The organism is Vibrio sp. CAU 1672 (assembly GCF_029223195.1).
In the GTDB taxonomy this organism is placed as follows: domain Bacteria; phylum Pseudomonadota; class Gammaproteobacteria; order Enterobacterales; family Vibrionaceae; genus Vibrio.
The window spans coordinates 163,729-179,093 of record NZ_JARHUF010000001.1 but is presented as its reverse complement, the minus strand read 5'-3'; the positions used below and the strand labels follow the sequence as shown (position 1 = coordinate 179,093).

The window sequence follows — 15,365 nt, the reverse complement described above, 5'->3', positions numbered from 1 at the left end:
GGGTGTACTTATGGGACTGAAACCGGTACTCAAATACTCCTTTTTCAATACGCACCGCAGTTATTTTCTATCGAAAATAATGTAATTTGCTGTCATTATATTGCATTGTTGCTGGTTCACATTAAAGGTTTTTTCGGTGTTTAGGACTCTGAATCTGTTCTTTTTATGCTCATTGTCACTGTTATTGTCTCCATTGGCGCAGGCGTATTCGCCAGCGGCGGGGATCAAGGGTGCGCTGTGTGTGATACGCGCCGATCATAAACTGGTATTGATCCACGAAGTTATCACCAACAAGATTTCGCTGCCCGGTGGCACCATCCAGGAAGGGGAGCCGCCTGAGCTGGCTGCACAGCGCGAAACATGGGAGGAAACCGGTCTGGTCGTTACGGTTGGGGATGAGCTGGGAAGAACAGACAGCGCCGTTTTATTCGATTGTGTATCCGATTCTGAAATTATCGCCTATTCAGTAAACAATTCATTGGGTGGGAATGAGTTGCCGGTTTGGTTTGCCCCTCACTATGGGATAGAAGTAAAATCGGCGATGTTGTTATATCCTCAGGAATTGTCGCCACAACAGTATCGTTATCCCGGACAGTGGCGTACTGTAGAAGAGATATTTGCTGTTGCCACAGAGCAGCCGGTTGCATACGTAGCAGAGTTGACCGGATCAGCGCCATCTTACCGGCAATTGGAACTGACCTGGATAGTGAGATTGCAAAGCTGGGTTAAGTCTTTTTCACCACAGGTGCAGCAGGGGGTTCATTTTGCAGCTAACCTTATTGATGGCCTGACCAGCGCTTCGATGCTGCTTTTACTTTTCCCCGTCGCATTAGCTCGTTTCGGTTTGTCGTTTGTCTATCGTCTTTTCTTCGCTGTTACTGTCACCTCTTTAATGGTTTTGATTGCTCAGCAAGGGTTTGCACTGCCGAGGCCACACGTATATGTGTCGCTGGGAAACCTGACAGACAGTTATGGCTATAATTTACCGAGCCTGCCACTTGCACTGTGGTTTTGTATCGCGACTTTTATTTTTCACCGCAGTAAAACGTTTGGCATTAACCAGATTACAGCCACAATAACGGCATTGGTGATGTTAATTATGCTTAGTAAGCTGTATTTGGGCGCCGCATTTTTGCTTGATATGTTGGTTGGTGCAATGCTCGGAGCGCTGGTGGCGTGGCATATCTTGCGTCTGGAAGCCAAGCCGGAAGTAAATGTCGATCAGCTCATGAAGTCTAAAGGGGTTTGGTTCTTTTTAACCGCAGCGACAGCGGTTGTTATGCTGTTTTGGCCATTGCCCGTGTTTACTCGTTGGCTGGCTATTCTGATCACGGCTTCTGCTTTGGTCATTAGTACTAACCAGTGTATGGCTGAATTTTCGTCTCGTCATATGCAGATAAGTGTCGTGGTGCTAGTGTTTGTGGATCAGCTCTACCGTTATGTTGCTAGCGTGAGTACGTCGAGTGGTTTTTGGTCGCTGGTCATCCAGACATTTCACTACCCGCTGTTAATGCTGGTGTTTATGCTACTGGCTCGGCGACTGACAGAAGCGTCACGTCAACAAATCGATGCCCTGGATTAAGTTGAACGCCTCGCAAATGCGAGGCGTTTGATTTTTGCTGAACAGGTTATGCCGAGAAGATGAATTTCTCTATTGCACGGGCTACGCCATGTTCATCATTGCTGTCAGTGATGTAATCGGCAATCTCTTTGGTCTCTTCCATTGCATTCGCCATGGCAACACCTAAACCCGCGTAGGTCAGCATGTGGTGATCGTTTTCCGCATCCCCCATGCATATGACTTGTTCCGCTTGAATGCCGAGATGCTCGGCGATAGCCGCTACGCCAACGCCTTTGTTACTGGATGGATTGAGAAACTCAAGGAAGAATGGTGCACTTTGAACCACGGTAAACTCGTCACGAAGCTGCGTTGGCAGTGTTGCGATGGTTTTTGTTAACTGAGTTGGCTCTGCAACCATCATTACTTTAACGATAGGGTGATCATCGCTTAGCGCTTCAAAATTCATTTCCGTGATTTCGAGTCCGTTAATATTGGCCTCAATATTAGTATATGGGTTGTGCTCGGTGGTGATCAGCCCGTGTTCCTGACTGAAAGCATGAACATAAACGCCTAACTCTTTGGCTTTGCGGGCGACTAACTTCGCGGCGCGACCGTCCAGAATCTGTTGATGGATGATTTCTCCAGTGCCTACGTTTTTAACCATAGAGCCGTTGTAAAACAAAACAAAATCCTGCTCTGAATCAATACCAAGTTCATCCAGTTTATCTTGCATGCCCTCTAACGGACGGCCAGAAGCCAGTACAACGGTGATACCGGCTTCGCGCGCTTTGGCAATAGCGGCTTTGTTTTCATCCGAAATGATCTTATCGCTATTGAGTAGCGTGCCGTCCATATCCAGGGCGATTAATTTATACATTGATACTTACCTAAGAAACGTAAACTAACAAAAAACATAAAAGGGGTATGAAACTACAAAATGGGCTATTTTAACAATTAATTTTTGGATTAAATTGACCTGAACACCGGTCTCCTTTAATGTCTCCGCCTCGGATTGTAATGAGTTGAGTGATTGCTACGTTGTACAAGCTAAATGAAATGTTTGAAACCATCCAGGGGGAAGGGGTGTTTACCGGTGTTCCCGCGGTGTTTGTTCGCCTTCAGGAATGTCCGGTTGGGTGTGCCTGGTGTGACACTAAACAAACCTGGGATGCAGAGGCACAGGACCAGCGAGAGATTGGTGAGATCCTGGTTAAAACTGAAGATTCCCCGACATGGTGTTTAGTTTCAGAGCAGGAGATTGTTGCCCAGTACAGCAAGCAGGGTTTTAACGCCCGACACATCGTCATCACTGGTGGCGAACCATGTGTTTATGATCTACGGCTATTGACTGAGGCGTTTGAAGCGATCGGCTGTCAGTGTCAGATAGAAACCAGCGGGACGTCTGAAGTGGTGGCCAGTGACAAAACATGGGTGACAGTGTCACCTAAAATAGCGATGAAAGGTCGTCTTCCGGTGCTCACCAGTGCGTTAGAAAGAGCAAACGAGATCAAGCATCCGGTGGCAACACAAAAGGATATTGATCAGCTGGATGAGTTATTAGCGACTGCCAAAATTTCAGATAATACGGTGATAGCCTTGCAGCCTATCAGCCAGAAAGAGCGAGCGACCCAGCTCTGTGTCGAGACGTGTATCGCACGTAACTGGCGTTTGTCAGTTCAAACTCACAAATATCTGAGTATTGCTTAAGTTCGGAGAGAAACATGAAAAAAGCCGTTGTTGTATTCAGTGGTGGGCAGGACTCTACAACCTGCTTAGTCCAGGCTCTTAAAGAGTATGATGAAGTACATGCGATTACTTTTGATTATGGCCAACGCCATAAACTCGAGATTGAAGTGGCACAGCAACTCGCCAAAGATCTGGGTGTTGCTGCGCATAAAGTGATGGATGTCGGTCTATTGAACGAACTGGCGATCAGCTCGTTAACCCGTGATGATATTCCGGTATCACATGAACTACAGGAAAATGGTTTACCTAACTCCTTTGTGCCAGGGCGGAATATTCTGTTTCTTACTCTAGCAGGTATCTATGCATACCAAATCGGTGCACAAGCGGTGATTACCGGTGTTTGTGAAACCGACTTCAGTGGTTACCCTGATTGCCGCGATGAATTTGTCAAGGCAATGAACAGTGCCCTGGTCAAAGGCATGGATCGCGAGCTTGAGATCAAAACGCCGTTAATGTGGCTTAATAAAGCTGAGACGTGGGCGTTGGCGGATCAATACGATGCGCTGCAACTGGTGCGTGAAAAAACCCTCACTTGTTATAACGGCATTATCGGTGATGGTTGTGGTGATTGTCCTTCTTGTGATTTACGCAAAGCCGGGTTGGATGACTATCTCAGCAATAAAGACGCGGTTATGAGTGCGTTGATTCAAAAGCAACAATCGGTAGCGCAATAGGCTCAAATCCCGCATCAATCATGATGTTGGCAACAGTTTGTTTTTTTTGAGACAAAGCTTGGTCTAAGATTGAATACAGCGCATCAAAGTCGGTCAGAGCCTTTGATGTGGACAAAAAGGCCAAGCTGGCACTGAGGTTCAGTGTTATTGCTTTATCTAAGGTGACACATTGTTTCGTTATAGTTTGGTGCAGATGCTCCACACGAAGTGTCACTTCAGTTTCATCTACCCCGTTTAATACGACCATCAGTTCATTACTGCCCAGGCGGCCCAGTTTGTCGCCGGGTAAAAGCAGTGTTTTGACTACCTTACAGACCTGCTTTAGCAGTTGATCTCCCGTCGTATACCCGTACTGCTTATTAATTACTTTAATGTTGTTTAAGCTGAGTAACACAAGCACGCAGCGTAGGCTTGACGACATCTGCTCTTGTTGTCGCTGAATCTGACGAATCATCACAGAACGATACAGAGCACCTGTTAACGGGTCTCGTTCCGCTTGGCGTTTGGTATACCTGTACATTGCGAAAATTGCGGAAAGAGCCACGAGCAGGCCGATACTAATCAGCAAATAAGTACGATTTTGGGCTGAGTGAGCTTGTGCTTCTATGTGCCCAATAGTGGTTTTGTTATTTATTTCAGCTAATGCTAATTCGTGCTCATAGTTTCTTTTGGTCAGATCCAGTGATTGCATCGCTTTAAGGTTGTTGGTATCCCGGGTGGCAAGTTCAAGGTGCAAATATTGCTCGTAGTAGTACATCGCCATTTGATATTTGCTATTAAACTTATTGACATAAGCCAAGGTATATAGGGCTTTTGCCTCTAAAACAGGCATCAAATGTTGCTGAGCCAGTTCAAGTGCTTTCTTGGCATAGTTATTTGCTGCCTCCAGTGCCCCGTGGGACAAATATGCTTCGCTGGCTGCAAGGTAGCTTTCCGTTTGCAGGTGAGTATTTTGGTGGGTGATACCTAAATCCAGGGCATCTTCGATAAAGGCAATAGCGCCTTTAATATCACCCAGTTTAACAAATGTGGAGCCAAGCCCAAGATAAGCTAATCCCTGGCCATAAAAAAAGCTCTGGGTATTCAAAAGGGTTAAAGCGTTTTGATAGTGTACTATCGCTAACTGATAATTCTCCATTTTTTGGTATAGCGAAGCTAAGCTATGCTCCACTTGTGCGACCTGAACTTCAGAGCCGTTTTGTTGACGAAGCATCAGCGCCTGCTTGAGGTATCGCTCTGCTGACTGATACTGGCCCATATTCGCGAGTAAGTTTCCTGCGTCATTATAAATACCGGCTCGGTCATTCAGTTGGTCAACTTCATCAAAGATTCGTTGATAGGTGGCCAGTGCCTGTTTAAAGTCACCCCTTAAGTCATAATTATTTGCAATAATTCTCAGAGCGAGCTCAGTAGGGAACGGCTCAGCATGTAAGCTATTAATATGATTGTCTAATAAAGAACAATATATGTTCGCCTGATGGTACTTACCTTGCTGATTAAGAGTGAAACAGAGTTGGTAAGTGATTAGGGCTTCTGCTTCGGTATCTCCGCTGTGTTTAAATTGACGGCGGAGAGTTTCGAAGGTTTCGAACGCGTTATCGTATTTGCCCTTTTTTCTATCCGCCAGAGCTTGAATATAATGAAATTCATTGGTGGCGAAAGCGCTCTCGCTTGATTGACCGCTGCCATAATATGGCTGGTGCTGGTTTGCCATGTATTCGTGTATTAGCCCGCTAATGTACAATTTCTCACTGTCACTGGCAGCGAAGTTGTATTTGTCTTGTAACATTTGCAGCGCGGCTTGGAGATCATTTTGCAGCGTTTTTTGATAAATCAAATACCATTTGGTCATTTGTTGTGTGTTCTTTGCGCCGGCCTGGCTTATAGGAAGTAAGCAGATAAGCATAACCAGAATTAGCTTACGCATAGGGACAATACCTTGTGTCTTTCAATATACCCAAGTGATTTGATAACGAAATTGAGCTGATGAAACGCCGTTATGGACACGCTTTCTCGTTTTCCATTAAAACTTTTGGAAGTAGAGAAAGCGACTGGTTTTTTCGGTCATTAATGCGTCGTCTTACTCAGTGTTTTATCTGAAGCAAATATTTTTGAGGCTACTTGGGAGTGAGTGTGCAATTCAGTACAGTATGGCATACCCAAAAGAGCAACGAAAGTAAAAAAGTATTAAATAACAATGAACTATCGTGAGGTTTTTGCGCCAGATCGGTTTTTAAACGAAAAGCGGGAATATTAAATGGGGGCAGCAGGCCTCGATCAAAACCGAGGCCTAAGGTAATTAGCTGAGGTAAAGTTTTGCCAGGTCTTGTGGTTCGACTTCTTTGCCTTCAAGTTGAGCATTCCAGTTAGTGCCAACCAGTACACCATCTTCAGATAGTGTCAGTAACCAGTCTTCTACAAAGATATCCAATGGGATTTCAAGAACTTCGAAGTCTGACCACTCTTCTACATTGTGGGCTTCTGCGTCTTCTTTTGCAGACCAGAAAGGCATTACTTCGCTGTTTTCGTATTCGGTTGAATCACAAGATAACCAACCCTCTTCATTGCGAAGACCCCAAACCAACTGGGTTTCCTTGGTTTCAGTTACGAACAGTTCCAGGTTCGCCTCGATATCAGATGTAAGTTTGCTCATTTCAAAACTCTCATTATTTTAACGCGGCTAGGTTAACACTAAAGTCAAGATTACCAAAGCAGAATACCGTCTATGGTAGTGCTAAGAGATTAAAAGAAAAGGAGCTGAAGCTCCTTTTCTTTCTAGCTTTTCGGTAATGTTGTGAAAATACTCCACTCTTTTTTGGCTTCTCCTTTATAGCCTACAACAGTAGCGGTTACGCGCCGGTTGAGCGCATGGCTAACCTCATCCGTCCCCAGTGACGCCAGTTTAGTCTCACCAAAGCCGACAATTCTGATCCGATCCGGCGCGATACCATGGTACAGCAGTGCTTTACGTACATTCTCGGCGCGGCGTTTGGATAAATCTAAATTGTATTCCTCTGCGCCAATGATACTGGCGAAGCCTTGTAGTTCGATCGATGTGGATGGGTATTGTTTCAGGAACTCGGACAGCTCTTTAATCTGCTGAGCAAATATAGGCTTAATGACATCTGAATCGTTGGCAAATAATACCCGGAGTTGCATTTTTTCAGACGATTTTACATATTCACCACAGCCATCATTATCCAGCTCCGAACCAATTGGTGTACCCGGGCAGAGATCTCGGGCATTAATGACCCCGTCGCGGTCTTCATCCATATGATCGGCGGATTGATCTGCTATCGGCGTTGGCAGGTAATCATATTCGTCCCCGTGCCTGCTGGATGAGCTGCATGCGGCAAGAACAAGAGCAAATACTACAGTCATTATCACTTTCATGTCAGTACTCCACTTTGTCTAGCCATTCTTGAGGCACTTCTATTCTGAGTGCATCAAGAAGTTGTCCGGTGGCATTCATCACGCGATATTTGGCGTATTGCTCGGCATATTTGGCATCCAAATAGTCTTTTCTTGCCTCGAACAGTTCATTTTCGGTGTTAAGCAGGTCTAGCAGAGTTCGTTTACCAATCCGGTACTGTTTGCCATAAGCAATCACGGTTTCGGCTGCAGAATCGACATGATCGGCGAGAAACTCCTTCTGCTGCAAGGTAAGGTCTAATGCGCTCCATGAAAGACGTAAACCCTCTTCCACATTGCGGTAGGCGCTTGCACGTAAATCTTTGGCTTTGTTTAACTGGTAAGCGAAGTTATCGGAATTTGCTGCATCACTGCCACCATTATACAAGTTGTAACGCAGCCGTAGCATTGCGAGGGTTTCATCACTGCTGCCTTTAAGCCCATCCGCATCGTCCCGCCATGTTTGAGAGGCTTCAATTGAAATGGTCGGGTAGTTGACCCCCTGAGACTGCTTATATTGAAACTTGGCAGCATCTACATCTGCAATCGCGACCTGGATTACAGGGTGTTGATCATTTGCCAGGTTTGTCGCTTCCTCAATGGTGTAAGGAATATAGTTTTCATCGGCACGCGGAAAGATTAACCCCTGCGGCGTTTGCCCAACCAAGCGGGTAAACATGGTGTGTGTGTCAAACAGGTTGTTCTGTGCTGCGGCTAAGTTGCCATGTGCCTTGGCTAAGCGTGCCTCTACCTGGGTTAGATCGGCGGTCGAGCCAATGCCGGAGTCGACCCGTTTTTTGATATCAGTGTAAATCTCTTTGTGCACGGCGAGATTATTTTCAGACAGTTTGAGTATCTCGTAGGCTTTGACTGCTTCAAGGTAGACGCTGGTCACTTCTAGTGCTTTATCTGATGCATCCGCAAGTAGTTGATACCTGAGCGATTCGGCATCAGCGGCAGTGCGATCGATGTTATTAATGGTTGCAGAGCCATCCCAGATTAACTGGCTTAATGTGATTGAGGCCTCTTTTCGGGTATAGTCGGTCGAGCCTCGGCCGATTTCATCAGAAGGATCAATACCTTCATAACCAATCCCTGCATCAAGATCGACCTTAGGCAAATACGCACCCGTTGCCGATTGGTTGATGTAGCGACTACTTAAGAACTCATTAAATGCACTTTTGATGTCTGGGTTTGACTTTAGCGTGAGCGCTACAGCCTGCTCCAAAGTCTGACCGAAAACAGGAATGGACGCTAACAAGCTAAAGCAGCAAGCGGTACTAAGTCGGTTCCATTTCACGGTGATTCTCCTAGAAAATTCAATTGTTTTTCTGCTGCTTTATCTCATTTGTGAGATGACATCACACAAACAGAGATAAAATAACGTAAGTAACAGAGATTGATACTTCACAGCTTCAAGTCATTGTTAAAACTAGGCTTTGTTTGATAAATCCAGTAACTGGCCTATTTATAACTTAGCACATGTGATAAATATTGCTCTGCTAAGTGATGAATAGCTACAAAAAAGTCCTGAAATCTTAACGTCATAGCGTTTAACTTCCTGCTCAACTACTGCACACCGCTTAAATCTTGCTACTTTGGATTTTCAATGCCGGAAATACTGAACATCCAACGATACTGTGACGATTTTGACTAAACTATAGACATAACAGATGGGGCGACAAACTTTGGTTTAGTTTGAACTGGGACGAGGTAATTATGGATCGCGTAACCTTGAGCTCTTTAATGGGCAATATCGTAGTTATTGGACTTGATGGGAATATCAAGACACTAGAACAAGGGCAGCTACCCAGCCCGGGTGAAGTAGTCATACCTGAGTTAACAGATACGTCGAATCTGAGGGTAGAACAAGTTGCGGCAGACGGTACCAGGGTAGATGTTTCTGATGATGTAGCCGCACTGATAGATGCAATCGCTGCAGGTGCAGACCCAACATTGCTGGGCGAGGAGTTTGCTCCTGCTGCTGGTGAGGCTGCCGGTTCCAGCCCGCTAACGACCGGGACTATAGATAGGACCGGGGAAGAATTACTGGCCAGTACCAACTTTGAAACGGTAGGCACAGAGGGAACCGGCCTTTCTGTGACCCAGGCGCTCTCATTGCTAGAACTCGTCCAGACAATTGAGGCTCCGGAACTGCCAAATGTAATAGTGCAGGACATTTCCAGTCCGGTTGTTAATGAAGGTGAGCAGGTCACGTTTGATGTGACACTGGATCAACCCACTCAGGACGAAACGGAAGTTATACTTTCGCTCCTGGACGGCACCGCAGTGGGCGGCGAAGGTGATGAAAGCGGCGTGGATTTCATCAATAGTGTCGTCACGGTAATCTTTAGTGATGGTACATCGCTTGAGCTTGATGTACCCGATGATGGCGTTTTTAATCTCACCGTGCCGGCGGGAAATGACGGTTTTAGTATTGTGTTGGATACCCTCAGCGATGAGGTATTTGAAGGTGATGAAACATTCAGTTTAAATGGTAGAACTGAAACCCAGCAAGAGGTTGTGACAGGTACCGCTACCATCAGCGATGATGGTGAAGGGCCGGGAGATAATCCGGATGATGACCGGCCGAGCGTGACCATCAGTGATGCCGGTAGTATCAGCGAAGGCCAGCCGGCGGGCTTTACCGTCTCGCTGGATGCAGAAAGCGAAGATGCCGTGCAGGTGCTGCTGACCCTCAACGCCGGTGACACCGAGCCGGGGGATCTCGGCGCGTTTGAATACAACACCGGCAGTGGCTGGCTGGCGGTACCGGCGGACGGCATTGTGACCGTCCCGGCGGGCATGCAGAGCTTTGACGTGCGGGTCCAGACCGAAGACGATGAGGTGTACGAAGGTGCAGAAGGCTTCAGCGTCGACGTGACCGGGTTAGGTCCGGTACAGGGCAGCGATACCGGCACCGCCACCATTTATGACGACGGCAGCGTTGATCCGGAAGGCCCGCAAGAGCCGGATGATGATCGGCCAAGCGTCACCATCAGTGATGCCGGTGACATCAGCGAAGGCCAGCCGGCGGGCTTTACTGTCTCGCTGGATGCGGAAAGCGAAGATGCCGTGCAGGTGCAGCTGACCCTTAACGCCGGTGACACCGAGCCGGGGGATCTCGGCGCGTTTGAATACAACACCGGCAGTGGCTGGCAGGCGGTACCGGGTGACGGCATTGTGACCGTCCCGGCGGGCATGCAGAGCTTTGACGTGCGGGTCCAGACCGAAGACGATGAGGTGTATGAAGGCGCGGAATCGTTCAGTGTTGAGGTCACCGGCCTTGGCGTAGTACAGGGCAGCGATACCGGCACCGCCACCATTTATGATGACGGCAGCGTCGATCCGGAAGGCCCGCAAGAGCCGGATGATGACCGGCCAAACGTCACCATCAGTGATGCCGGTGACATCAGCGAAGGCCAGCCGGCGAGCTTTACTGTCTCGCTGGATGCAGAAAGCGAAGATGCCGTGCAGGTGCAGCTGACCCTCAACGCCGGGGACACCGAGCCGGGGGATCTCGGCGCGTTTGAATACAACACCGGCAGTGGCTGGCAGGCGGTACCGGCGGTCGGCATTGTGACCGTCCCGGCGGGCATGCAGAGCTTTGACGTGCGGGTCCAGACCGAAGACGATGAGGTGTATGAAGGCGCGGAAGGCTTCAGCGTTGACGTGACCGGGCTAGGTCCGGTGCAGGGCAGCGATACCGGCAGCGCGACCATTTATGATGACGGCAGCGTCGATCCGGAAGGTCCGCAAGAGCCGGATGATGACCGGCCAAACGTCACCATCAGTGATGCCGGTGACATCAGCGAAGGCCAGCCGGCGAGCTTTACTGTCTCGCTGGATGCAGAAAGCGAAGATGCCGTGCAGGTGCAGCTGACCCTCAACGTCGGCGACACCGAGCCGGGGGATCTCGGAGCGTTCGGGTACAACACCGGCAGTGGCTGGCAGGCGGTACCGGGCGACGGCATTGTGACCGTCCCGGCGGGCATGCAGAGCTTTGACGTGCGGGTCCAGACCGAAGACGATGAGGTGTACGAAGGTGCAGAAGGCTTCAGCGTTGACGTGACCGGGTTAGGTCCGGTACAGGGCAGCGATACCGGCACCGCCACCATTTATGACGACGGCAGCGTTGATCCGGAAGGCCCGCAAGAGCCGGATGATGATCGGCCAAGCGTCACCATCAGTGATGCCGGTGACATCAGCGAAGGCCAGCCGGCGGGCTTTACTGTCTCGCTGGATGCGGAAAGCGAAGATGCCGTGCAGGTGCAGCTGACCCTTAACGCCGGGGACACCGAGCCGGGGGATCTCGGCGCGTTTGAATACAACACCGGCAGTGGCTGGCAGGCGGTACCGGGTGACGGCATTGTGACCGTCCCGGCGGGCATGCAGAGCTTTGACGTGCGGGTCCAGACCGAAGACGATGAGGTGTATGAAGGCGCAGAAGGCTTCAGCGTCGACGTGACCGGGTTAGGTCCGGTGCAGGGCAGCGATACCGGCAGCGCCACCATTTATGATGACGGCAGCGTCGATCCGGAAGGCCCGCAAGAGCCGGATGATGATCGGCCAAACGTCACCATCAGTGATGCCGGTGACATCAGCGAAGGCCAGCTGGCGGGCTTTACCGTCTCGTTAGATGCAGAAAGCGAAGATGCCGTGCAGGTGCAGCTGACCCTAAACGCCGGGGACACCGAGCCGGGTGATCTCGGCGCGTTTGAATACAACACCGGCAGTGGCTGGCAGGCGGTACCGGGCGACGGCATTGTGACCGTCCCGGCGGGCATGCAGAGCTTTGAGCTGCGGGTCCAGACCGAAGACGATGAGGTGTACGAAGGTGCGGAAGGCTTCAGCGTCGACGTGACCGGGTTAGGTCCGGTGCAGGGCAGCGATACCGGCACCGCCACCATTTATGACGACGGCAGCGTTGATCCGGAAGGCCCGCAAGAGCCGGATGATGATCGGCCAAGCGTCACCATCAGTGATGCCGGTGACATCAGCGAAGGCCAGCCGGCGGGCTTTACCGTCTCGTTAGATGCAGAAAGCGAAGATGCCGTGCAGGTGCAGCTGACTCTCAATGCCGGGGACACCGAGCCGGGTGATCTCGGCGCGTTTGAATACAACACCGGCAGTGGCTGGCAGGCGGTACCGGGCGACGGCATTGTGACCGTCCCGGCGGGCATGCAGAGCTTTGAGCTGCGGGTCCAGACCGAAGACGATGAGGTGTACGAAGGCGCAGAAGGCTTCAGCGTCGACGTGACCGGGTTAGGTCCGGTGCAGGGCAGCGATACCGGCACCGCGACCATTTATGATGACGGCAGCGTCGATCCGGAAGGCCCGCAAGAGCCGGATGATGATCGGCCAAGCGTCACCATCAGTGATGCCGGTGACATCAGCGAAGGCCAGCCGGCGGGCTTTACCGTCTCGCTGGATGCGGAAAGCGAAGATGCCGTGCAGGTGCAGCTGACCCTTAACGCCGGTGACACCGAGCCGGGGGATCTCGGCGCGTTTGAATACAACACCGGCAGTGGCTGGCAGGCGGTACCGGCGGACGGCATTGTGACCGTCCCGGCGGGCATGCAGAGCTTTGAGGTGCGGGTCCAGACCGAAGACGATGAGGTGTATGAAGGCGCGGAAGGCTTCAGCGTTGACGTGACCGGGCTAGGTCCGGTGCAGGGCAGCGATACCGGCAGCGCGACCATTTATGATGACGGCAGCGTCGATCCGGAAGGTCCGCAAGAGCCGGATGATGATCGGCCAAACGTCACCATCAGTGATGCCGGTGACATCAGCGAAGGCCAGCCGGCGAGCTTTACTGTCTCGCTGGATGCAGAAAGCGAAGATGCCGTGCAGGTGCAGCTGACCCTCAACGTCGGCAACACCGAGCCGGGGGATCTCGGAGCGTTCGGGTACAACACCGGCAGTGGCTGGCAGGCGGTACCGGGCGACGGCATTGTGACCGTCCCGGCGGGCATGCAGAGCTTTGAGCTGCGGGTCCAGACCGAAGACGATGAGGTGTACGAAGGTGCGGAAGGCTTCAGCGTCGACGTGACCGGGTTAGGTCCGGTGCAGGGCAGCGATACCGGCACCGCCACCATTTATGACGACGGCAGCGTTGATCCGGAAGGCCCGCAAGAGCCGGATGATGATCGGCCAATGGTTTCCATCAATGGTGGTGGGGATGTTTATGAAGGCGATGTTGCTACTTTCACTGTGATGCTGGATAAAGTCGCAGAAGTGGAAGTAACAGCGGTTCTTTCGTTTATCGCTGGAGATACAGAAGCGGATGATTTTGACGGCTATCAGTATCAGGACAGTGAAGGCCTGTGGCAAGATGTTCCTCAAGATGGCGTGATCAGTTTTGAACCTGGCCAAACGGAAGTCAATTTGCGCGTTTTTACTAAGCAGGATACCCTTTATGAAGACGAGGAAACTTTCAGTATCCAGGTAGCAGGAACGGGTACAACGATCACGGATCCAATCTCCAATATTGCTAATGCCACCATACTTGATGACGATAATACTGCTCCGGTGGTAAACGATTTTGGTATCTTAGTTGATGTGGGAGATGTGCTTGTTCCCGAGGCGCAAGTAGATTTTTCCGGAAACGAGTTGGGTACTGAATATGTATCTGATTTAGAAGATGACGCCGATATTACCAAAGAAATTCAGGTCGTTATTGAGTCCTTGCCAGCTTATGGTGAGCTCTATTATCTCGATGCTAACAATCAGGAAGTGATTTTAGAGGTAGGCGACCCCATTTATGAAAGTGATGAAGTCAAATATCGCTTAACTGAAGACTTCTTCGAGGAACAGACTTTTGACTTGAATGACTTGCTAGAAGAGTACTCTAAAGATTTTGTCGCTCCTTCAGTGGATGTAAATGGCCTGAGCTTCTACGGCGGTGAGGTTGTCAACAATGGTAGTGATATCATCTTTGACCCTAACGCGAATATTAAAGTTGATTTTGCGGCGCAGCAAATTGGCTTAGTTGTGGTTTCACCTGGCGAAACCGGTCAGGGTGATGAAATCAGTACCCACGAATATGTCGCTATTGAGCTGGATGAAGGCTTAGAAGCCAATAAGGCGAAACTAAGCTTCGCGAGTTTAAATGACCGTTTCAACAGTGGTGCTGCATGGATCACGGCATACCTATTCTTGGATGGGGTCTTGGTTGATACACAACTATTGACTATTGATGATATTACTTTCACCAGTAATCACGAAGGAGTCGCGACCGTTGAACTTGATAGCGGTAGCTTTGATGAAATTCGGCTCTCGCCAGATACTAACAGCGCGAGTGATAAAGCAAGCTTTACGTTAGTGGGCACTGAAATTACCAGTTTTTCTCAGGTGAGCGATGCTTTTGATTATAAAGCGGTTGACTCTGACGGATTGGAAAGTGATACCACGGCAACGGTAGATATTGAGTTCAATAATGTTAACTTTGAATCAGTTTCAACGGCAAACTTTACTCCACAGACACTAACGTTAACCACGCTTGCTGACCCAGAGCTGAATGTCATTCAGGGCGATGAGCAAGACAACCTGTTGGTCGGCACTGATGGAAACGATACCCTCATCGGCGGAGGCGGCAATGATATTTTGACTGGCGGAGCCGGAGAGGATGTCTTTAAATGGAGTGAGATGGAGACAGCGGTTGATCGGGTGACGGATTTTTCCTCAGGAGATCGGCTCGATTTTACTGATCTGTTTGATGATGTGAGTCAAAACGACATATCTATTTTACTGGATGACTTGGCATCGGGCGATTATCGCGGACAGGTCGATAATATTGCAGTTTCTGTCACTGAAACGGATGGAAGTTCGACGCTTGCGATCAGTATTGGTAGCGACATACTGGAAGTGAATTTTGACGGTGCGTCTGCTGCGGAAATCACCGATAGTTTAATCGCCAATCTGATACAACTGAAAGAGTAAAAAAATGAAAACGGAGCGAAAAGCTCCGTTTT

General features: G+C 49.6%; 9 protein-coding genes. 4 read left to right on the top strand and 5 right to left on the bottom strand.

The features are described from left to right. Window positions 1-136 precede the first annotated feature (136 nt). Window positions 137-1,582 carry a phosphatase PAP2 family protein gene (locus P2G85_RS00780; protein WP_275862201.1) on the top strand — a complete coding sequence of 482 codons (1,446 nt, stop codon included), beginning with the start codon at window positions 137-139 and terminating at the stop codon, window positions 1,580-1,582. Between the two features lie 46 nt (window positions 1,583-1,628). Here P2G85_RS00780 and P2G85_RS00775 read toward each other — a convergent pair whose 3' ends face one another. Beyond that, complete coding sequence (locus P2G85_RS00775; RefSeq protein ID WP_275862200.1) at window positions 1,629-2,438, bottom strand: Cof-type HAD-IIB family hydrolase; 810 nt, start codon at window positions 2,436-2,438, stop codon at window positions 1,629-1,631. A gap of 179 nt (window positions 2,439-2,617) precedes the next feature. Between P2G85_RS00775 and queE the strand changes: the two genes are divergently transcribed. Further along, window positions 2,618-3,268 (top strand): 7-carboxy-7-deazaguanine synthase QueE, encoded by a 651-nt coding sequence (queE, locus tag P2G85_RS00770; protein ID WP_275862199.1) that lies wholly within the window; start codon window positions 2,618-2,620, stop codon window positions 3,266-3,268. A 14-nt stretch (window positions 3,269-3,282) separates the two neighbouring features. After that, window positions 3,283-3,981 carry a 7-cyano-7-deazaguanine synthase QueC gene (queC, locus tag P2G85_RS00765; protein ID WP_275862198.1) on the top strand — a complete coding sequence of 233 codons (699 nt, stop codon included), beginning with the start codon at window positions 3,283-3,285 and terminating at the stop codon, window positions 3,979-3,981. Here queC and P2G85_RS00760 read toward each other — a convergent pair. The 4 genes from P2G85_RS00760 to P2G85_RS00745 all read right to left on the bottom strand — a co-directional run bounded on the left by P2G85_RS00760 (window position 3,938) and on the right by P2G85_RS00745 (window position 8,692). Beyond that, on the bottom strand, window positions 3,938-5,908 hold the full coding sequence (locus P2G85_RS00760; protein ID WP_275862197.1) for a GGDEF domain-containing protein: 1,971 nt from the start codon (window positions 5,906-5,908) through the stop codon (window positions 3,938-3,940). The genes queC and P2G85_RS00760 overlap by 44 nt on opposite strands. A gap of 372 nt (window positions 5,909-6,280) precedes the next feature. After that, the gene (locus P2G85_RS00755) at window positions 6,281-6,634 is read right to left on the bottom strand and encodes a DUF2750 domain-containing protein (protein ID WP_275862196.1); all 354 of its coding nucleotides are present in this window, start codon (window positions 6,632-6,634) and stop codon (window positions 6,281-6,283) included. Window positions 6,635-6,756: 122 nt separating this feature from the next. Further along, window positions 6,757-7,374 (bottom strand): OmpA family protein, encoded by a 618-nt coding sequence (locus P2G85_RS00750; protein WP_275862195.1) that lies wholly within the window; start codon window positions 7,372-7,374, stop codon window positions 6,757-6,759. Window position 7,375: 1 nt separating this feature from the next. Then, window positions 7,376-8,692, bottom strand: a complete 1,317-nt coding sequence (locus P2G85_RS00745) for a TolC family outer membrane protein (protein ID WP_275862194.1) — start codon at window positions 8,690-8,692, stop codon at window positions 7,376-7,378. 419 nt (window positions 8,693-9,111) lie between these two features. On the opposite strand from P2G85_RS00745, the gene P2G85_RS00740 reads away from it, so the two are divergent. Continuing rightward, window positions 9,112-15,333 (top strand): Calx-beta domain-containing protein, encoded by a 6,222-nt coding sequence (locus tag P2G85_RS00740; protein WP_275862193.1) that lies wholly within the window; start codon window positions 9,112-9,114, stop codon window positions 15,331-15,333. Window positions 15,334-15,365 lie beyond the last annotated feature (32 nt).

Excerpts from the sequence above, each read along its gene's own strand:
- P2G85_RS00775 (WP_275862200.1), bottom strand. The coding sequence starts at position 2,438 with ATGTATAAATTAATCGCCCTGGATATGGACGGCACGCTACTCAATAGC.
- queE (WP_275862199.1), top strand. The coding sequence starts at position 2,618 with ATGTTTGAAACCATCCAGGGGGAAGGGGTGTTTACCGGTGTTCCCGCG.
- queC (WP_275862198.1), top strand. The coding sequence starts at position 3,283 with ATGAAAAAAGCCGTTGTTGTATTCAGTGGTGGGCAGGACTCTACAACC.
- P2G85_RS00760 (WP_275862197.1), bottom strand. The coding sequence starts at position 5,908 with ATGCGTAAGCTAATTCTGGTTATGCTTATCTGCTTACTTCCTATAAGC.
- P2G85_RS00755 (WP_275862196.1), bottom strand. The coding sequence starts at position 6,634 with ATGAGCAAACTTACATCTGATATCGAGGCGAACCTGGAACTGTTCGTA.
- P2G85_RS00750 (WP_275862195.1), bottom strand. The coding sequence starts at position 7,374 with ATGAAAGTGATAATGACTGTAGTATTTGCTCTTGTTCTTGCCGCATGC.
- P2G85_RS00740 (WP_275862193.1), top strand. The coding sequence starts at position 9,112 with ATGGATCGCGTAACCTTGAGCTCTTTAATGGGCAATATCGTAGTTATT.